The 19,945-nt window shown below is 73.3% G+C and carries 14 protein-coding genes and 1 pseudogene; 10 read left to right on the top strand and 5 right to left on the bottom strand.

Translation table 11 applies throughout. The features are described from left to right. Positions 1-370: 370 nt before the first annotated feature. Entirely contained in the window at positions 371-1,570 is a 1,200-nt protein-coding gene (locus tag AMYTH_RS0112615; protein ID WP_017982020.1) for a cation:proton antiporter, read from the bottom strand. A gap of 4 nt (positions 1,571-1,574) precedes the next feature. Beyond that, on the bottom strand, positions 1,575-2,057 hold the full coding sequence (locus AMYTH_RS0112610; protein WP_026153076.1) for a cation:proton antiporter regulatory subunit: 483 nt from the start codon (positions 2,055-2,057) through the stop codon (positions 1,575-1,577). 115 nt (positions 2,058-2,172) lie between these two features. On the opposite strand from AMYTH_RS0112610, the gene cmk reads away from it, so the two are divergent. The 9 genes and pseudogenes from cmk (at position 2,173) to AMYTH_RS0112570 (ending at position 15,099) form a co-directional block, all read left to right on the top strand. Beyond that, complete coding sequence (cmk, locus tag AMYTH_RS0112605) at positions 2,173-2,874, top strand: (d)CMP kinase (RefSeq protein WP_027930635.1); 702 nt, start codon at positions 2,173-2,175, stop codon at positions 2,872-2,874. Beyond that, positions 2,871-3,549, top strand: a pseudogene (locus tag AMYTH_RS47860) (lysophospholipid acyltransferase family protein). The gene cmk and the pseudogene AMYTH_RS47860 overlap by 4 nt, the downstream one beginning before the upstream one ends. Then, positions 3,546-4,970: a ribosome biogenesis GTPase Der gene (gene der / locus AMYTH_RS0112600; protein WP_027930634.1), complete on the top strand. Its 1,425-nt coding sequence runs from the start codon at positions 3,546-3,548 to the stop codon at positions 4,968-4,970. The pseudogene AMYTH_RS47860 and the gene der overlap by 4 nt, the downstream one beginning before the upstream one ends. 141 nt (positions 4,971-5,111) lie before the next feature. Next, complete coding sequence (locus AMYTH_RS0112595; protein ID WP_027930633.1) at positions 5,112-8,972, top strand: Pls/PosA family non-ribosomal peptide synthetase; 3,861 nt, start codon at positions 5,112-5,114, stop codon at positions 8,970-8,972. After that, complete coding sequence (locus AMYTH_RS0112590; protein WP_027930632.1) at positions 8,960-10,210, top strand: M1 family metallopeptidase; 1,251 nt, start codon at positions 8,960-8,962, stop codon at positions 10,208-10,210. The genes AMYTH_RS0112595 and AMYTH_RS0112590 overlap by 13 nt, the downstream gene beginning before the upstream one ends. Positions 10,211-10,452: 242 nt before the next feature. After that, positions 10,453-11,571 carry a sugar ABC transporter substrate-binding protein gene (locus AMYTH_RS0112585; protein WP_027930631.1) on the top strand — a complete coding sequence of 373 codons (1,119 nt, stop codon included), beginning with the start codon at positions 10,453-10,455 and terminating at the stop codon, positions 11,569-11,571. A gap of 91 nt (positions 11,572-11,662) precedes the next feature. Continuing rightward, entirely contained in the window at positions 11,663-12,436 is a 774-nt protein-coding gene (locus AMYTH_RS0112580; protein WP_017982028.1) for an ATP-binding cassette domain-containing protein, read from the top strand. A gap of 14 nt (positions 12,437-12,450) precedes the next feature. Beyond that, the gene (locus AMYTH_RS0112575) at positions 12,451-13,878 is read left to right on the top strand and encodes a sugar ABC transporter permease (protein WP_027930630.1); all 1,428 of its coding nucleotides are present in this window, start codon (positions 12,451-12,453) and stop codon (positions 13,876-13,878) included. 45 nt (positions 13,879-13,923) lie between these two features. Next, positions 13,924-15,099 carry an ROK family transcriptional regulator gene (locus AMYTH_RS0112570; RefSeq protein WP_027930629.1) on the top strand — a complete coding sequence of 392 codons (1,176 nt, stop codon included), beginning with the start codon at positions 13,924-13,926 and terminating at the stop codon, positions 15,097-15,099. A gap of 284 nt (positions 15,100-15,383) precedes the next feature. Here AMYTH_RS0112570 and AMYTH_RS0112565 read toward each other — a convergent pair whose 3' ends face one another. Next, positions 15,384-17,171 carry a gamma-glutamyltransferase family protein gene (locus tag AMYTH_RS0112565; protein ID WP_027930628.1) on the bottom strand — a complete coding sequence of 596 codons (1,788 nt, stop codon included), beginning with the start codon at positions 17,169-17,171 and terminating at the stop codon, positions 15,384-15,386. 83 nt (positions 17,172-17,254) lie between these two features. On the opposite strand from AMYTH_RS0112565, the gene AMYTH_RS0112560 reads away from it, so the two are divergent. Beyond that, positions 17,255-18,247 (top strand): LysR family transcriptional regulator, encoded by a 993-nt coding sequence (locus AMYTH_RS0112560; protein ID WP_027930627.1) that lies wholly within the window; start codon positions 17,255-17,257, stop codon positions 18,245-18,247. Here the strand turns inward: AMYTH_RS0112560 and AMYTH_RS0112555 are convergent. Both AMYTH_RS0112555 and lysA read right to left on the bottom strand, forming a co-directional pair. Next, entirely contained in the window at positions 18,142-18,525 is a 384-nt protein-coding gene (locus AMYTH_RS0112555; RefSeq protein ID WP_027930626.1) for a VOC family protein, read from the bottom strand. The genes AMYTH_RS0112560 and AMYTH_RS0112555 overlap by 106 nt on opposite strands. A gap of 17 nt (positions 18,526-18,542) precedes the next feature. Beyond that, the gene (gene lysA, locus AMYTH_RS0112550) at positions 18,543-19,859 is read right to left on the bottom strand and encodes a diaminopimelate decarboxylase (RefSeq protein WP_027930625.1); all 1,317 of its coding nucleotides are present in this window, start codon (positions 19,857-19,859) and stop codon (positions 18,543-18,545) included. Positions 19,860-19,945 lie beyond the last annotated feature (86 nt).

Raw genomic sequence — 19,945 nt, 5'->3', positions numbered from 1 at the left:
ACAAAACCCGAGCTGGGTGGTCATCCCGTCGCCTGACACGCAACGATCACCTTGAGCCAGGGCCGCAACCCGCGCTGGGTCCGGCAGCCGAAAGCACAAAGCTTGCGGCCCTGGCTCAAGGTGATATGCACAAACCGGAAGGCGACGGGATGACCACCCGGCGACCACCTTCGCCCAGGCGAGGTCAGGCACCCCTAGGTCATCCCGGAGCCTGCCCGTCCGGCGAGGACTATCTCTTGATCTTTGAAGCGGCGCCCGATCATCACCGCCGACGACGGAACCACGGTGGTGGGGCGGACCGAAGAGGCCGCGCACTCGTCCTGCCTTGAGGGGAGCCGGCGACCACACTGTCGCCGCCCCCCGGGGGAACTCAGCCCGCGCTGGAGGTCGCCGGCTCGTGGCCGTGTCCGCGCCGCCGCTGCAGGCCCTTCGCGAGCGGCTCGACCACGCGGGCCGCGATGGGGCCGAGGATCGCCATCAGCAGCACGTACGCGGTCGCGAGCGCGGCCAGCTCGTCGACCACCGCGCCGGCGGACACGGCCAGCCCGGCGATGACGATCGAGAACTCACCGCGCGCCACCAGCGCCGCACCGGCGCGGGCGCGGCCCAGTTTCCCGACGCCCTGCCGCCGCGCGGCCCACCAGCCGGTCGCCACCTTCGTCAGGGTGGTCACCACCGCGAGCAGCACGGCCCAGCCGAGCACCGGCGGGATGGACGCCGGGTTGGTGTTCAGCCCGAACACCACGAAGAACACCGCGGCGAACAGGTCCCGCAGCGGCTCCAGCAGCCGCGTGGCGTTGTGGGCGGTCGAGCCGGAGATCGCGATGCCGAGCAGGAACGCGCCGACCGCGGCGGACACCTGCATCGCCGAGGCGAGCCCGGCCACCAGCAGCGCCGCGCCGAGCACCTTGAGCAGGAACACCTCGCGGTCGTCGGAGTCCACGATCGCCGACACGTACCGGCCGTACTTCAGCGCGATCACCAGGACCACGGTGATCACCAGCAGCGAGATCCCGACGGCCTCCAGGCCGCCGAGGAAGCTGACGCCGCCCAGGAGCGCGGTCAGGATCGGCAGGTACAGCGCCATCGCCAGGTCTTCGAACACCAGGATCGACAGCACCACCGGGGTCTCCCGGTTACCGAGCCGGCCGAGGTCGCCGAGGACCTTCGCGATGATCCCGGACGAGGAGATGTAGGTGACGCCCGCCATCACGATGGCGCCGATGGGGCCCCAGCCGAGCAGCAGCGCGACGGCCGCGCCGGGTGCGGCGTTGAGCACGATGTCCAGCAAACCGGCCATCCACGAGCGTTTCAGCCCGGTGAACAGCTCGGCCGCCGAGTACTCCAGGCCCAGCAGCAACAGCAGCAGCACGACGCCGATCTCGCTGGCCAGGTGCGTGAAGTCGCCGATGTCGCCGAGCGGGATCAGGCCGCCCTGCCCGAAGGCGAGGCCGCCGAGGAGGTAGAGCGGGATGGGGGAGAGGCCGATCTTCCCGGCGAGGCGTCCCAGGACGCCGAGCACGAAGAAGACGGCCCCGAGTTCGATCAGGGCCAGTGCGGTGTGCTCCAAGGGCTCAGCCGTTCTTCAGGATCTTGAGGGCGCCCTCCAGGCCTTCCGACGTGCCGACCGCGACCAGCACGTCACCGGCGGTGAACGTGAAGTCCGGGGTGGGGGAAGGGTGCACCTGGCCGGCGCGCATGACGGCGACCACGGACACGCCGGTCCGGGTCCGCATCGCCGTGTCGCCGAGGGTGCGGCCGTCGAACGGGGAGTTGGCCTTGATGGGCAGCTGCTTGGTGTTGATGCCGGGGACCTCGCGGTGCTCCTCGGTGAGCTGCGCGACCAGTTGCGGGGCGCCGAGCAGGTTCGCCAGCGCGCCGGCCTCGTCGGCGGTCAGGGGCAGGGACGCCAGGCACGCGTCGGGGTCGTCGGACTTGGACACGATCAGCTCGATCTGCCCGTCCCGGTGCGTGACCACGCCGATGCGGCGGCCGTTCCGGGTCGCGAAGTCCTTCCGCACACCGATGCCCGGTAGGGGCGTTACTTCCACGTTCACGACCGCCACGGTACCGGTGCGGTCGCCGCACCGCGGGCCAGGCACAATGGAGAACCGCAGGTACAGACCGATCGAGACGGCGAGGAGAGCATCGGTGGCGGGAGCCCTACGCGGCGTGGTCGCTCTGGACGGACCCTCGGGAACGGGGAAGACCACGGTGGCGCGCAAGCTCGCCAGGCGCCTGTCGGCCGGCTACCTCGACACCGGCGCGATGTACCGGGTGGTGACGCTGGCCGTGCTGCGCGCGGGCGTCGACCCGGCCGACGGTCCCGCGGTCGCGGAACTGGCCCGGACCACCGACTTCGCCCTCGGCACCGACCCGTCGGCGCCGAGCGTCCACCTGGCCGGCGAGGACGTGGCGGCCGAGATCCGCGGCGCCGAGGTCAACCACGCGGTGTCGCCGGTGTCGGCGGTGCCCGAGGTGCGCGAGCTGCTGGTCGCGCGGCAGCGGCGGATCATCGGCGAGGTGCTCGACGAGATCGGCGGCATCGTCGTCGAGGGCCGCGACATCGGCACCGTCGTCACCCCGGACGCCCCGCTCAAGGTCTACCTGACCGCGGACCCGGCGGTGCGGGCCGCGCGACGCAGTGCCCAGGACACCGCCGCCGGGCGGCAGAGCAGCCAGGCCGAGGCGCTGGCGTCGGTCGACCGGCGGGACCGGCTCGACTCGACGCGCGCCGTCGCGCCGCTGAAGGCCGCCGACGACGCGGTGCACCTGGACACCACCGAGCTGTCCATCGACCAGGTGCTCGTCGCCCTGTCCGAGCTGGCAGGCCGGCGCGGCCTGCTGGGCACGTGCGCGCAGGTCACGCGGTGAGCCCTGCCGGTCTTCCGGACGGCGCGTCGGCGCGGCTGCACGACGCCGCCCGGTTCGTGGGGACCCACCTGTTCAAGCCGGCCTACCGGCTGCGGATCCGCGGGCTGGAGCGGGTGCCGAAGACCGGGCCGGTGCTGGTGGTGGCCAACCACAGCTCGATGGTCGAGCCGCAGATCATCTTCGGAATGTTGCCGCGCCGTTCGGTGTTCCTCGTCAAGGAGGAGATGTTCACCGGGGCGGTCGGGTGGTTCCTCCGGCGCATCGGACAGGTGCCGGTGCGCCGGGGTGAGCCCGACCGGGCGCCCCTGCTGACCACGGCGGACGTGCTCAAGGGCGGCGGGCTGGTCGCGGTGTTCCCGGAGGGGACCCGCGGCGAGGGCGATGTCACCAGCGCCGAGCGCGGCGCGGCCTGGCTGGTCCGGGCCTCCGGCGCGGTGGTCCTGCCGATCGCGGTGCGCGGGACGCGGCGTCCCGCGGGCAGCGGGCGGCGGTTCCGGCCCCGGGTCGACATCCTGGTGGGTGAGCCGTTCCCGCTCGAGGTCGTCCCGCGGCCGGGCCGGGCTGGACGAGGCGACCGGGCGGCTGCGGGACGAACTCGCGGGCCTGGTCCGCACCCTCGACGAATGGCGTGCAGCGCAGGGCGAGCCCGTGCGCGGGAAGAAAGCGGAGTTATGACGGAGCTTGACGGGACCTGGTCGGACGAGGCGGAGTTCACCGCGCTCGACAGCCAGGCCGACGACACGGCGTCCGAGGAGGAAGCCGAGCTGAGCCAGCCCGTGCTGGCCGTCGTCGGGCGCCCGAACGTGGGCAAGTCCACCCTGGTGAACCGGATCCTCGGCCGCCGCGAGGCGGTCGTGCAGGACACGCCCGGCGTGACCCGGGACCGCGTGGCTTACGACGCGCAGTGGTCCGGCCGCCGGTTCACCGTGGTCGACACGGGCGGCTGGGAGCCGAGCGCGACCGGGCTGCAGGCCGCGGTCGCGGCACAGGCCGAGCTGGCGATGAACACCGCGGACGCGGTGCTGGTCGTGGTGGACGCCTCGGTCGGCGCGACCGCGACCGACGAGGCCGTGGCGAAGGTGCTGCGCCGGTCGAAGCGCCCGGTGCTGCTGGCGGCCAACAAGGTCGACGACGAGCGGCTGCTGTCCGACGTGGCCTCGCTGTGGTCGCTCGGCCTCGGCGAGCCGCACGCGGTGAGCGCCCTGCACGGCCGCAGCTCGGGCGACCTGCTCGACGCGATCATCAAGGTGCTGCCCGAGGCCCCGCGCGAGCGTGAGGCCGTCGCCGGGCCGCGCCGCGTCGCGCTGGTCGGCAAGCCGAACGTGGGCAAGTCCAGCTTGCTCAACAAGCTCACCGGCGAGCAGCGGTCCGTCGTGGACTCGGTCGCGGGCACCACGGTCGACCCGGTCGACTCGCTGGTGGAGCTGGACGGCCAGGTGTGGCGGTTCGTCGACACCGCGGGCCTGCGCAAGCGCGTGCACACCGCGAGCGGCACCGAGTACTACGCGTCGCTGCGCACCAAGGCGGCCATCGACTCCTCCGAGGTCGTCATCGTCCTGCTGGACGCCAGCGAGCCGCTGTCCGAACAGGACCTGCGCGTGCTGACGTCCGTGGTGGAGTCCGGCCGCGCGTGCGTGCTGGCGCTGAACAAGTGGGACCTCGTCGACGAGGACCGCCGCCACCAGCTGGAGAAGGAGCTCGACCGCGGCCTGGTGCGCGTCACCTGGGCCGAGCGGGTCAACATCTCCGCGCTCACCGGGCGTTCGGTGCGCAAGCTCGCGCCTGCGCTGCGGACCGCGCTCGCCTCGTGGGACCAGCGGGTCCCGACCGGGCAGCTGAACTCGTGGCTGTCCGAGCTGATCGCGGCCACCCCGCCGCCGGTGCGCGGCGGCAAGCAGCCCAAGGTGCTGTTCGCGACCCAGGCCGGCATCCGCCCGCCGACGCTGGTGCTGTTCACCACCGGGTTCCTCGAGGCCGGCTACCGCCGCTTCATCGAGCGGAAGTTCCGCGAGCGCTTCGGTTTCGCGGGCAGCCCCGTGCGCATCAACGTGCGGGTGCGGGAAAAGAAGCCGCGGCCCGGCAAGAAGGGCAAGTGACGCAACGAGGTGTGACGGCGGCGACACCCCGGTGAGACCGCCCGGCCACCTGCCGTTCACCTCGGGTAGAGTCATCGTCCCGCGCGGGCGCCTCACACTTTTCGCGAGTTCCGGCCCGAACGCTGGCGGAAGGTGAACTCGATGGGCGCGCCCGTTCTCGATCCGACGCTGCCCGGGGTCCTGGCCCCGGACCGGGCCCTGTTCCCCGGCGGACCGGCCGCCGCGCGGCGCACGCTGCTGGACGTGCTGGCCGACACCGCCGCGCGTCACCCGAACGCGGCGGCGCTCGACGACGGCGAGCGGGTGCTGAGCTACCGCAGGCTGTCCGAGGAGGCGCAGGCGCTGGGCAGGCGGCTCGCCGCCGAGGGCGTCGGCCGCGGCGACCGCGTCGGCGTCCGGATCTCCTCCGGCACCGCCGACCTCTACGTCGCGATCCTCGGCGTGCTCGCCGCGGGCGCGGCCTACGTGCCGGTGGACGCCGACGACCCGGACGAGCGGGCCGAGCTGGTGTTCGCCGAGGCCGGCGTGTGCGCGGTGCTGATGGACGACGGGCTGACGATGCTCGCCGAACCCGGCCGCCGCACCGGCGCGCCCGCGCCGGGGGACGACGCGTGGATCATCTTCACCTCCGGATCGACGGGCAAGCCCAAGGGCGTGGCGGTCAGCCACGGTTCCGCGGCCGCCTTCGTCGACGCCGAGGCCCGGCTGTTCCTCACCGAGGAGCCCGTCGGCCCCGGTGACCGCGTGCTGGCCGGGCTGTCGGTCGCCTTCGACGCCTCGTGCGAGGAGATGTGGCTGGCCTGGCGGCACGGCGCGTGCCTGGTGCCCGCCCCGCGTGCGCTCGTGCGCACCGGCGTCGACCTCGGGCCGTGGCTGGTCGCCCAGCGCATCACGATCGTGTCCACCGTGCCGACCCTGGCCGCGTTGTGGCCGGCCGAGGCGCTGGAGGACGTGCGGCTGCTCATCTTCGGCGGCGAGGCGTGCCCGCCGGAGCTGGCCGAGCGGGTCGCCGTCGAGGGCCGCGAGGTGTGGAACACCTACGGCCCGACCGAGGCGACCGTGGTCGCCTGCGCCGCGCCGCTGACCGGGGAGGGCCCGGTGCGGATCGGGCTGCCGCTGGCCGGCTGGGACCTCGTGGTCGTGGACGCCGCGGGTGAGCCGGTGGCGATGGGGGAGTCCGGTGAGCTGGTGATCGGCGGCGCCGGCCTGGCCCGCTACCTCGATCCCGTGAAGGACGCGGAGAAGTTCGCGCCGCTGCCCGCGCTGGGCTGGGAGCGCGCCTACCGCAGCGGCGACCTGGTGCGTGCCGAGCCCGCGGGCCTGGTGTTCCTCGGCCGCGCCGACGAGCAGATCAAGCTCGGCGGCCGCCGCATCGAGCTGGGCGAGGTGGACGCCGCACTGCAGGCCCTGCCCGGGGTCGCCGGAGCCGCCGCGGCGATCCGCACCACGAAGGCAGGCAACCAGGTCCTCATCGGGTACGTCGTGCCGCAGGGCGAGTTCGACACCGATGCCGCTTCCGCGCTGCTCCGTGACCGGCTGCCGGCTGCCCTGGTGCCGCTGCTCGCGGTGGTCGACGACCTGCCGACCCGCACCTCGGGCAAGGTCGACCGCGCCGCGCTGCCCTGGCCGCTGGCCACTGTGGACAGTGCCGCGACGCTGACGCCGACCGAGTCGTGGCTCGCCGAGGGCTGGGCGGAGATCCTGGGTGTGCCGGTGACCGATCCGGGCGCCGACTTCTTCACCTCCGGCGGCGGCAGCCTCACCGCCGCGCAACTGGTCGCGCGCATCCGCACCCGGCACCCGCAGGTGTCGGTCGCCGACCTCTACCGCCACCCGAAGCTCGGCCAGCTCGCCGCGCTGCTCGACGGCCTCGACGGGGAAACCGCGCGGCGGCGCGACGTCCGCCCGGTTCCGCGGCGAGCCGGAGCCGCGCAGGCCGTGCTGGGCCTGCCGGTGCTCGCCCTGACCGGCCTGCGCTGGCTGACCGCGCTGGCCGCACTGTCCACTGTGCTCGCGCTGACCGGCGTCGCGTGGGCGCCCACCGTGCCGTGGTGGTCGCTGGCCCTGGCCTGGCTGGTGCTGTTCAGCCCGCCCGGCCGCATCGCCATCGCGGCCGGTGGCTCGCGGCTGCTGCTGCGTGGCGTCCGCCCCGGCGCCCACCCCCGCGGCGGCCGGGTCCACTTGCGACTGTGGGCCGCGGAGCGGCTCGCCGAGGCCGCCGGCGCCGCGGGGATCTCGGGCGCGAGCTGGATGACGCTGTACGCCCGCGCGCTGGGCGCGAAGGTCGGCAAGGACGTCGACCTGCACACCCCGCCGCCGGTCACCGGCCTGCTCAAGCTGGGCCGCGGGGCGGCCGTGGAACCCGAGGTCGACCTGTCCGGCCACTGGGTGGACGGCGACGTGGTGCACATCGGCAAGATCCGTGTCGGCGCCGGCGCCCGGGTCGGCGCGCGCAGCGTGCTGCTGCCCGGCGCACGGATCGGCAAGGGCGCGGAGATCGCCGCCGGGTCGACCGTGCTGGGCGCGGTGCCCGCGGGGCAGCGCTGGGCCGGTTCGCCCGCGCGGCGCGACGGCAAGGGCGCGCTGCGGTGGCCGTCCAGCCGCCCGCCGCGGTCGCGGTTCTGGGCCTTCGCCTACGGGACGGCCTCGTTCGTGCTGGGCCTGTTCCCGGTGCTCGCCGCCGTGCCCGGCCTGCTGGTACTGGGCGCCGCGGTCGCGGGCACCACGACGATCGGCGCCGCCCTGGGCGCCGCGCTGCTCGCCGTGCCGGTGGCGACGGTGGCCGCGTTCGGCACCTACGCGCTGCTGGTGCTGGTGTCCGTCCGGCTGCTCGGGCTGGGCCTGCACGAGGGCTACCACCCGGTGCACGGCCGCATCGCCTGGCAGGTGTGGGCCACCGAGCGGCTGATGGACCTCGCCCGCCAGGTGCTGTTCCCGCTCTACGCCAGCCTGTTCACGCCGGTGTGGCTGCGGCTGCTGGGCGCGAAGGTCGGCCGTGGCGCGGAGGTCTCGACCGTGCTGGCGGTCCCGCGGATGACGCAGGTCGACGACGGCGCGTTCCTCGCCGACGACACCATGGTCGCCACCTACGAACTGGGCCACGGCTGGCTGCACGTCGCGCCGACGCGCATCGGCAAGCAGGCGTTCCTCGGCAACTCCGGGATGGCCGCGGCCGGGCGCGCCGTGCCCAAGCGTGGTCTGGTCGGGGTGCTGTCCTCGGCGCCGCGCAAGGCGAAGAAGGGCTCGTCGTACCTGGGCATGCCGCCGATGCCGCTGCGCCGCGCCGTAGAGGCGGCCGACGCCAGCCGCACGTTCGCGCCGCCGCTGCGGCTGAAGGCCGCGCGGGCCGCGGTCGAGCTGTGCCGGATCGTGCCGGTGATGTGCGCGGTCGCGCTCGCGGTGCTGGTGCTGGCCGCGCTGGCGGCGGTGTGGTCGGCGGCGGGCCTGCTCGTGGCCGCGGTCGCCGCGCCGGTCGTGCTGGTCGTCGCCGGTCTGGTGGCCGGGGCCGTGACCACCGCGGTGAAGTGGGCGCTGACCGGGCGGTTCCGGGCGGTGGACCACCCGCTGTGGAGTTCGTTCGTGTGGCGCACCGAGCTGGCCGACACGTTCGTCGAGACGCTCGCGGTGCCGTGGCTGGTGAGCTGGAGCGCGGGCACGCCGCTGCTGCCGTGCTGGCTGCGCACGATGGGCGCGAAGATCGGCCGCGGGGTGTGGCTGGAGACGTACTGGCTGCCGGAGACCGACCTGGTGCGGCTGGGCGACGGCGCGACCGTGAACCGGGGGTGTGTCGTGCAGACCCACCTGTTCCATGATCGGATCATGCGCATGAGCGAGGTGACTGTGGCCGAGGGCGCGACCGTCGGCCCGCACGGGATCGTGCTGCCCGGCGCCAGCGTCGGCGCGCGCACCACCGTGGGCCCGGGTTCGCTGGTGACCCGCGGCGACGCCGTCCCGGCCGACAGCCGCTGGCTGGGCAACCCGATCGCGGCGTGGCGGGCGTGAGCCGCGCCGACTACACGCTCGGCCACGGCAGCGACGACTACCGGGTCACGCACTACGACCTGGAGCTGGACTACAAGATCGGGCCGAACCGGCTGAGCGCGCGAGCGGCCCTGTCCGCGGTCGCGGCTGGCGAGCTGAGCCGGATCCCGCTCGACCTGGCCGGGTTCGCGGTCAAGGGTGTGCGCGTGGACGGGCGGACCGCGAGGTTCACCCACCGCGGCGGCAAGCTGGTGGTGCGCCCGGTGCGGCCGGTGCGCGGGGAGTTCACTGTCGAGGTGCGCTACTCCGGCAACCCGCGGCCGGTCGCGAGCCGGTGGGGCGAGATCGGCTGGGACGAGCTCACCGACGGCGCGCTCGTGGCGAGCCAGCCCACCGGGGCGCCGTCCTGGTTCCCGTGCAACGACCGGCCCGGCGACAAGGCGTCCTACCGCGTCGCGCTGACCACCGCGTCGGCCTACACGGTGCTGGTGACCGGCGACCTCGTCACCCGCCGCGCCGGGGGCAGTGCGACCACGTGGGTGTTCGAGCGGCGCGAGCCCACCGCGCCGTACCTGATGAGTGTCCAGATCGGACGGTACGACGAGCTGATCCTCGATGGGGTGCAACGAATCGCGGTGCCCCGGCGGTTGCGTGCCGCGGCCGCGCACGACTTCGGGCGCCAGCCGGAGATGATGCGCAGGCTCACCGAGTGGTTCGGGCCGTACCCGTTCGGCGAGTACGTCGTGGTGGTCACCGACGACGACCTGGACGACCCGATCGAGGCGCAGGGCATGGCGATCTTCGGCGCCAACCACGTCGACGGCCGCCGCACGTTCGAGCGGCTGGTGGTGCACGAGCTGGCGCACCAGTGGTTCGGCAACAGCCTCACCGTCGCCGGCTGGCGGCACATCTGGCTCAACGAGGGCTTCGCGACCTACGCGGAGTGGCTGTGGTCGGAGGCCTCCGGCGGCCCGTCCGCGGAGGCGCTGGCGCGCGACTGGCGGTCCCGCGCCGGCACCGACGTGGCGATCGGCGACCCGGGCGTGGCGCGCCTGTTCGACGAGCAGGTCTACAAGCGCGGCGGCCTGGTCCTGCACGAGCTGCGCGGCCGGGTCGGCGACGAGGTGTTCTTCGGTCTGCTGCGGACCTGGGTGGCCGGGCACGCGCACGGCACCGTCACCACCGAGGACTTCATCGCGCACGCGGAGCGCGCCGCCGGTGTGCCGCTCCGTGACGAGTTCGCCTCCTGGCTCGGCTGAGCCACCGCGATCCCGCACCGGGCGTAGCTTCGCCCGCTCCTGGCCGTCTGAGCAGCGAGGACGTCCCTTTCGGGCAACGTGCCGTCGCCGTTCGTCCCGCTCCCGCCACGGCTTGAGGATCGCGGCCCTTTTGTTACCGGAACGTGTCGGATCGGGCTTCCCCTCACACGCGGTCACGACGTATGTTGTCGGCCACAACATTCAAATGTTGTGAGTCACAACATTCCTGCCAAGGGGACGCAATGAAGCGGAGAAAGACCCTCGCGCTGGCCGCCGCGGGCACCGGGCTTGTCCTGGCGCTGACCGCGTGTGGAGCGAACAGCGCCAACAACAACAGCGGTGGGAGCGGCGGGTCGGACAACGGCGGCCCGAAGGTCGGCGTGATCCTGCCCGAGACCGCGACCTCGGCCCGCTGGGCCGGGTTCGACCAGCCGATGCTCCAGTCGGCCCTCACGAAGGCCGGGCTCAGCCCGATCATCGAGAACGCCCAGGGTGACAACCAGCGGTTCGCGCAGCAGGCCGACAGCATGCTCAGCCAGGGCGTGAAGGTCCTGATCATCGCCGCGCCCAGCGGTGACGTCGGCGCCACGGTCGAGCAGAAGGCCAAGCAGCAGGGCGTGCCGGTCATCAACTACGACCGCCTCAACCTCGGTGGCAGCGCCGACTACTACGTCAGCTTCGACAACGTCCAGGTCGGCCGCCTGCAGGGCCAGGCGCTCGCGGACGCGCTGAAGACCAAGCCCGGCGCCCAGGTCATCGAGATCGAAGGCTCGCCGACGGACAACAACGCGACCCTGTTCTACAACGGGCAGCAGGAGATCCTCGGCCCGCTCTACAGCTCGGGCGGGCTGAAGAAGGTCGCCAGCCAGCGCATCGACAAGTGGGACAACGCGGTCGGCGGCGCGACCTTCGAGCAGTTCCTGTCCGCCAACGGCGGCAAGGTCGACGGTGTGCTGGCCGCCAACGACGGCATGGCCGGCGCCGTGATCACGGTGCTGCAGAAGAACGGCCTCGCCGGCTCGGTCCCGGTCACCGGCCAGGACGCCAGCGCCGCGGGCCTGAAGTCCATCCTGCAGGGCCAGCAGTACTCGACGGTGTTCAAGCCGATCCAGCAGGAGGCCGACGCCACCGCGCAGCTGGCCGCCGCGCTGGTCAAGGGCGACACGGCGGGCGCCGACGCCATCGCCAAGCAGACCTCCACCGACCCGACCGGCAACCGCACGGTCAAGTCGGTGCTGCTGCAGCCGTTCTCCATCACCAAGGAGAACGTGAAGATGGTGGTCGACCAGGGTTACGTCAAGGCGAGCGAGATCTGCGGCGGCGACACCGCCCCGGTCTGCCAGCAGCTGGGCATCTCCTGACGGCACGCGGAGCATGGGGGCGCGTGGTCCGGAAACCCCGGACCGCGCGTCCCCTCCACGCGTGTCTCCCACGGATAGCGGAGGTTCTTCCATGAACGAGCCCGTCCTCGCGCTGCGAGGCGTCAACAAGAGCTTCGGGCCGGTGCACGTCCTGCACGACGTGGACTTCCAGGTGCGCGCGGGGGAGGTCACCGCGCTGGTCGGCGACAACGGCGCCGGGAAGTCCACGCTCGTCAAGTGCATCGCGGGCATCCACCCGATCGACAGCGGTGAGGTCCTCTTCGAGGGCAAGCCGGTCCACATCCACAACCCGCGCGAGGCGGCCGCCCTCGGCATCGAGGTCGTCTACCAGGACCTCGCGCTGTGCGACAACCTCGACATCGTCCAGAACATGTTCCTCGGCCGCGAGCGCAACCAGCGCGGGCTGCTCGACGAGGCGGCGATGGAGCTGGCCGCGCGCAAGACCCTGGCGTCGCTGTCGGTGCGCACCGTCAAGTCGGTCCGCACGCCGGTGTCGTCGCTGTCCGGCGGGCAGCGGCAGACCGTCGCGATCGCCAAGGCCGTGCTGTGGAACAGCAAGGTGGTGCTGCTCGACGAGCCGACCGCCGCGCTCGGCGTCGCGCAGACCCGGCAGGTGCTCGACCTGGTGCGGCGCCTGGCCGAACAGGGCCTCGGCGTGGTGCTGATCAGCCACAACATGAACGACGTGTTCGAGGTGGCCGACCGGATCGCCACGCTCTACCTCGGCCGGCTGGCCGCCGACGTCGCCACCAAGGACGTCACGAACAGCCAGGTCGTCGAACTGATCACCGCGGGCCGGTCCGGCGACCTCGGCCTGGCCCGCCCCGAGACCGCGGCCGTGTGAGGAAAGAAGTGGCCATGACTGAAACCCCCACGAAGCCCGGCGGCCAGCCCCCGGCGGCGATCTCGGACTTCGGCATCGACACCACCTCGCGGTCCACCCGCGAGGCCATCGGCGACTACTTCGGGCGCCTGCGCGGCGGCGAGCTGGGCGCGCTGCCCGCGCTGCTCGGCCTGCTGGTGCTGGTGCTGGTGTTCACCGGGCTCTCGGACACCTTCCTGTCCCTGAACAACATCGCGAACCTGTTCGCGCAGGGCGCCGGGCAGACCATCATCGCGATGGGCATCGTGCCGGTGCTGCTGCTCGGCGAGATCGACCTGTCCGCGGGCACCGCGTCCGGCCTGGCCGCGTCGGTGATGGCGCTGCACTTCACGCAGGACGGCAATCTGCTCGGCAACTTCGGCAGCACGGTGTTCTACGGCTTCATCGTCGGCTCCATCGTGGCGGCGGCGCTGTGCGTGTGGATGCGCGTCTGGATCGGCGCGGTGCTCGCGCTCGTCGTGCCGGTGTTCCTGCTCGCCGGGTTCCCCGCGAACCCGTGGATCGAGATCGTGCTGGCGATCTGCGTCGGCGTCGTCATCGGCGCGCTGACCGGCACCATCGTGGCCAAGATCGGCATCCCGTCGTTCGTGGTGACCCTGGCGCTGTTCATCGGCTGGTACGGGCTGCTGCTGCAGCTGGTCGGCGAGGGCGGCACGATCTCCATCCGGCAGAGCGACGTGCTGTACCAGGTGGCCAACGGCAACCTGTCCATCCTGGCCGGCTGGATCATGTTCGCGCTCGCCGCGGGCGGGTACGCCGCGGTGGTCCTGACCCGCCACTTCGGACGGTTGCGGCGCGGACTGGTGGCGCAGCCGACGACGATCGTGGTCGTCAAGGCGGGCGCGGTGCTGGTGCTCGGCGCGGTCGCGACCTACCTGCTCAACACCAACCGCTCGCCCAACCCGAACCTGACCACGATCGCGGGCGTGCCCTACGTCGTCCCGATCGTGCTGGTGTTGCTGGTGGCAGGCACGTTCGTGCTGGACCGCACCCGCTACGGGCGGCACATCTACGCGGTCGGCGGCAACAAGGAGGCCGCGCGGCGCGCCGGCATCAAGGTCGACAAGATCCGGATGAGCGTGTTCGTGATCTGCTCGGCGGTCGCGGCGATCGGCGGCATCGTCTACAGCTCCAAGGTCGGCGCCGTGGACGGCAACTCCGGTGGCGGCAACACGCTGCTGTTCGCCGTCGGCGCGGCGGTCATCGGTGGCACGTCGCTGTTCGGCGGCCGTGGACGGCTGCGCGACGCGGTGATCGGTGGTCTCGTGCTGGCGACCGTCCAGAACGGCCTCGGCCTGCTCGGGTTCCAGGCGGCTACGGTTAACATCATCACCTGCCTGGTCCTACTGGTGGCGGCAGCCGTCGACGCGCTTTCCCGCAAGCGTGCCGCGGTCGCGCGCTGAGGCACGGGTGAGGACCGCCGACCACCGGCCAGCAGGGAAGCGCAGGTGACGACCACACCGACCGCGGGCACCCGCCCCGACGACGTGCGCCGGCACAACAGGGCCGCCCTGTTGCGCCGGCTGCACGTCCATGGTCCGTCCACACGGGCCAGTCTCGCCACCGACCTCGGGCTGAACCGCAGCACGATCAAGGCCCTGGTGGACGGGCTGGCCGAGGACGGGCTCGTCGAGGAGCGCGTGCCGGCCCAGCGCAGCGGGGCGGGCCGCCCGTCCCTGCTGGTGCTGCCGCAGCCGCAGGCCGCGGTGGTGCTGGCGATCGACATCCGGGTGGAGCGGGCCGGGATGGCGCTGGTCGGGATCGGCGGCGAGATCCTCGGGCGGGGCGGGTGGAACATCCGCTCCACCACCAACGACCCGCGCGAGGTGTTCACCAAGATCGTCGACACGGCGGGCCCGCTGATCGACGAGCTGGGCGTCCACCCGGTCGCGGCCGGCGTGTCGGTGCCGGGCGTGGTGCGGCACCAGGACGGGTTCGTGCACGAGGCGCCGAACCTGCACTGGACCGACATCCCGCTCGGCGCGTGGCTGTCGCGGGCCCTGCAGCTGCCCGTGCACATGGGCAACGACGCCGAGCTGGGCGCGCTCGCCGAGCACCTGCGCGGGGTGGCGCGCGGCTACGACGACCTCGTCTACATCGGCGCCGAGGTCGGCGTCGGCGGCGGCGTGATCTCCAACGGGGTGTCCATGCGCGGCGCCGGCGGGCACCACGTGGGCGAGGTCGGGCACATGGTGGTGCGGCCGCAGGGGCGGCAGTGCTACTGCGGATCGCACGGCTGCTGGGAAACCGAGGTGGGGGAGCGGGCGCTGGCGCGGGCGCTGGGGCTGGACGAGGACAGCCCGGTCGGCGCGATCGTGCACGAGCTGCGGCTGCTCTCCGCCGACGGCGAGGCGCCGGACGTGCTCGCGGAGTTCACCGAATGGCTCGCGCTCGGGCTCGGCAACGTGGTCAACCTGCTGTGCCCGCAGCTGGTCGTGCTGGGCGACCTGTTCACCGCGCTGCCCCCGGCGCTGGTCGAGCACGTGGAGCGAACGGTGCGGCAGCGGAGCCTGGTGAGCCGGGCCCTCGCCGGAACGCGGGTCGCGACGTCGGCGCTGGGCACGGACGCGAAGCTGCTGGGCGCCGCGGAGCTGGCCTTCGAGACGGTGCTTGCGGACGGTTGAGCCCGGGCGGGTGCGCCGAGTTCAGGCTGGCCCCGGTCGGGCGGAAACCCTGGTTGCGGGCGGCGAGCGCGTAGGTGGTTGTCAGCTTCCTGACCGCGCATCGCGAGACGTTGCGGCACTCGGGTGCCGGGCTGGGGGCGGAAATGGCGCGGAGGTGGGTGTGCCGGCTGCTGGGCGGCTCGGGAAGCAGCCACCTTCGGTGCTGCCGCTTGACACGGGCAGGAAAACAGCGGTTCGCGGGGATGGGTGCGAACCGCTGTTTTCCCTTCGGATGCCGGAGGAAACTACCGTCCGGCGGCGTAGCCCTGCATGCCTCGCGGGTTCGCACCCGCGGACAGCACACCGGTTTCCGGGTCGCGGGCGACCGCGCACAGGCGGCCTTCCGACCACGGGTCGGCGACCTCGACGTCGTGCCCGCGCCGCCGCAGTTCCGCGATCGCGGATTCGCCGATGCGCGACTCCACCGTGACGCTGCCCGGTTTCATCGAGCGCGGGTAGAACGAGCTCGGGAAACTGTCCGTGTGCCAGTTCGGCGCGTCGATCGCGCCCTGCAGGTCGAGGCTGCCGCGCACCTTCCCGCGCAGCGCGACGGCGAGGAAGAAGTGCACGCTCCACTGGTCCTGCTGGTCCCCGCCGGGCGTGCCGAACGCGAGCACCGGCACGCCGTCGCGCAGCGCCATCGACGGGGACAGCGTCGTGCGCGGGCGGCGGCCGGGCACCAGCGAATTGGGCAGCCCCTCGTCCAGCCAGGACATCTGCAGCCGGGTGCCCAGCGGGAAACCCAGGGCCGGGATGACCGGGTTGGACTGCAGCCAGCCGCCGCTCGGGGTGGCGGCGATCATGTTGCCCCACCGGTCGGCCACGTCGAGGTGGCAGGTGTCGCCGCGGGTGGCGCCGTCCTTGGCGACGGTCGGCTCACCGGCGCCCGCGGCGGGTGGCGGCGGGACCGCTCCGCCGACCGACAGTTCGGCCTGCTTGCTCAGCCGCGGCCGTCGCCCGTCCGGGGAACCCGGCCGCAGCTCCGTCGAGGCCCGCTCGTCGATCATGGCGCGGCGGGATTCGTTGTAGGACGCGGAAAGCAGGGTGTCCAGGGAGACGTCCGCGCTGTCGCCGTACCACGCCTCGCGGTCGGCCATGGCAAGCTTGGTGCCCTCGATCAGCGTGTGCAGGTACTCCGGCGTGCCGTACTCGAGGCCGTCCGGCAGCAGGGCGAGCTGCTGCAGGAACGACGGCCCCTGGCTCCACAGGCCGCACTTGGCGACCGTCCAGCCCTGCCAGTCGTAGGTGACCGGGTCCTCGTAGCCGGCTTCGAACGCGGCGAGGTCGTCGGCGGTGAGGGTGCCGGCGTGCCGCTCGCCGGAGGTGTCCATGGTCGGCCGGGCAGCGGCCTCGGCGATCGCCTCGGCGATGAAGCCCTCGCGCCAGATCCGGCGGGCGGCATCGATCTGCGTCTCCCGGCCCGCGCCGGCGGCCTCGGCCTCGGCGATCACGCGCCGCCAGGTCGCGGCCAGCGCCGGGTTGCGCAGCATCTCGCCGGGCCCCGGCGGGCGCCCGTCACGCAGGTACACCTCCGCCGAGCTGGTCCATTCGGTCTCGAACAGCTCCCGCACGCTGGCCACGGTCGAGCCGATCCGCTCCACCGCCGGGTGCCCGTTCTCGGCGTAGCCGATCGCGTATCTCAGCACCTCGGCCAGCGTCTTCGTGCCGTGGTCGCGCAGCAGCAGCATCCACGCGTCGAACGCGCCGGGCACGGCGGCGGCCAGCGGACCGGTGCCGGGCACCAGGTCCAGTCCGAGCGAGGTGTAGTGCGCGACCGTCGCCCCGGCCGGGGCCGGACCCTGCCCGCACAGCACGCGCGGCGCCTGCCCGGCGGGCGCGAGGATGATCGGGACCTCGCCGGCGGGGCCGTTCAGGTGCGGTTCGACGACGTGCAGCACGAACCCGGCGGCCACGGCCGCGTCGAAGGCGTTGCCGTCGTCCTCCAGCACCGCCATCGCGGTGGCGGAGGCGAGCCAGTGGGTCGACGACACCATGCCGTGGGTGCCTTGCAGCGTGGGGCGGGTGGTGAACACGGTCCGAGTAGACACCCTCGACCGGGTGAACGTCCAAGACATCTGTGACACCATCGCCATAGCTGTTCGCTATGGATGGGAGCGTGGTGGAACGCCGCCAGCTGGAGTACTTCGTCGCGATCGTCGAGCACGGCGGGTTCACCGCGGCGGCCAAGGCACTGCACGTCGCGCAGCCCTCGCTGTCCCGCGCGATCGGCAAGCTCGAACACGAGCTGGGCGTCACGCTGTTCCACCGGGTCGGGCGGCACGCGGTGCTGAGCACCGCCGGGGAGGCGCTGGCCGACCGGGCCCGGCTGGTGCTGCGCGACCTGGACGCGTTGCGGGCTGCGGCGGGCGCGATCGGGGACGGCGCGGCCGGGCGGGTGGACGTCGCCGCGACCTCGTCGTCCGGGCTGGAACCGGTGACCAGCGTGATCGCCGAGCTGGCCCGGCGGCACCCGGGGGTCACCGTCAGCACGTCGTCGGCGATGTCGGCGGCCGAGGTGGTCGCGATGGTGCTGCAGGGCAGGTGCGAGGTCGGGGTGTGCGGCAGCGCGGAGCGCCCGTCCGGGCAGGGGCTGGTGACGCACCACCTGCGGGACGAGGAGTTCCTGCTGGTCGTGCCGCCGGGCGCCCTGGACGTGCCGGGGCCGTCGGTGGGCCCGGAGGTGCTGCGCGGCATGCGGTTCGTGGTCACCAAGCCGGCCACGGCGGTGCGGGCCCTGTTCGACCGGCTGGCCGCGACCGTCGGGGACATGACGATCGCGGCCGAGGCCGGGGACCGGGGCGTGGTGCTGCCGATGGTGCTCAAGGGCATCGGCGCCGGGCTGATGCCGGACGGCTGGTCCGACCTGGCGCTGCGGGCGGGCGCGGACGTCTACCGGTTCGACCCGCCGGAGCGGCTGCCGCAGTGGCTGGTGCACCGCGGCGGCCCGCTCACCGCGGCGACGCGCGCGTTCATCGACACGACGCTCGGGACTGCGCCGGCGGGTCAGGACTCCATGGCGGCGCGGTCGGAGTCGCTGCGGAGCACGCAGAACTCGTTGCCCTCGGGGTCGGCGAGGACGGCCCAGCCGGACCCGTCCGGGTTCCGGTGATCGGCGACGAACGTGGCGCCGAGGCCCAGCAGCCGCGCCACCTCCACCTCGCGCGAGGTCTCCGGGCGCAGGCACAGGTGGATCCGGTTCTTGATCGTCTTGGGCTCCGGCACCTGGTTGAAGTGCAGCACCGGACCCTCCGCGAGCAGCACCTGCGTCTCCGGGTCGCCCGGCCGGTCTTCCGGGTGGAGCGGACGGCCGGTCACCGCGCTCCAGAACCGGGCCAGCTCGTAGGCGTCCGCGCAGTCGATCGCGACGTTCTGCAATACCGAGACCATGCGCCGAGCTTCCCCGATCAGCCGAGGTCGCGGCGCAGCAGGTCCTCCTCGGTTTCGCGGCGCACGAGCACGCGTGCTGCGCCGCCGGCGACGGCGACCAGCGGCGGGCGGCCCACCAGGTTGTAGTTCGACGCCAGCGCGTGGTGGTAGGCGCCGCTCACGGGCACCGCCAGCAGGTCGCCGGGGCGGATGTCGGCGGGCAACGGCACGTCCTCGGCCAGCACGTCCCCGGCCTCGCAGTGCCTGCCGGCGATGGTCCACGGGCGGCGCGGCGCCTTGGTGTGCCGTCCGACGAGCCGGGCGGTGTAGCGCGCGCCGTACAGCGCCGGGCGCGGGTTGTCGCTCATGCCGCCGTCGACCGCGACGAACCCGCTCTTCACCGCGGCCACCCGGTACAGCGTGATCCCGGCCGTCGCGACGAGCCAGCGGCCGGGTTCCAGCACCAGCCGCGGCACCGGGATCCGGTGGCGGTCGCACTCCAGGCGCAGCGTGCCCAGGATCCGGCGGGCGGCGCCGGTCAGGTCGAAGGCCGGCTCGCCCGCGCGGTAGGGGACGGCGAAGCCGCCGCCCAGGTCGAGCTGGTCCAGCATCACCCCGTGCCGCTCGCGGACCTCGGCGAGCAGGCGCACCATGCGGCGCACCGCTTCGGCGTACGCGCAGGTGTCGCGCACCTGGGAGCCGAGGTGGCAGTGCAGCCCGGCGGCGCGCAGGCCCGGCTGGGCGAGGACCTGCCCGACGGCGTCCAGCGCGGCGCCGGAGGCGAGGGAGAACCCGAACTTCTGGCCCTCGACGGCGGTGGCCAGCGCGCGGTGTGTGTGCGCGTCGACGCCGGGGGTGACCCGCACCAGGACCCGTTGCCCGGCGGGGGCGAGCGCGGCGAGCTGGTCGATCTCGTCGGCCGAGTCGGCGACGATCCGGCCGGCGTGCGCGGTGAACGCGGCCTTGAGGTCCTCCGGGGTCTTCACGTTGCCGTGCACCAGGATCCGCTCGCCCGGCACACCCGCCGAGCGCGCCATCGCGATCTCGCCCGCCGAGCACACGTCCGCACTGAACCCCAGCACCCGGAGCACGCCCCGCACCGGCAGGGCCTTGGTGGCGAACGCGATCTCGGCGTCCGGGAACGCGGCGCGCAGCGACTCGGCGCGGCCGCGGATCTCGGTTTCGTCGAAGACCTGCACCGGCGTGCCGAACCGCGCGGCGAGCCGCGTCAGCCGCACGCCGCCGCAGGTCAGGTCGCCGCCCCCGGCGAGGCGGGTCGTGCGCGGCCACAGGCCGGGTTCCAGCGGCGGTTCTCCGGCGAGCCCCACGCTGGGCAGCACTTCGGCGAGTGTCATGACGTCCTCCTTCGGTATCCCTGCACCGAAGGAGATCTCCGCAGCGGCCCGCGCGGACCCCGGGCTGACGCGGCGATGACACGCCC

Origin of the sequence: Amycolatopsis thermoflava N1165 (genome assembly GCF_000473265.1) — a bacterium.
In the GTDB taxonomy this organism is placed as follows: domain Bacteria; phylum Actinomycetota; class Actinomycetes; order Mycobacteriales; family Pseudonocardiaceae; genus Amycolatopsis_E; species Amycolatopsis_E thermoflava.
Note: the sequence above shows the minus strand (reverse complement) of the source record. Positions and strands in the feature narration are given on the sequence as shown.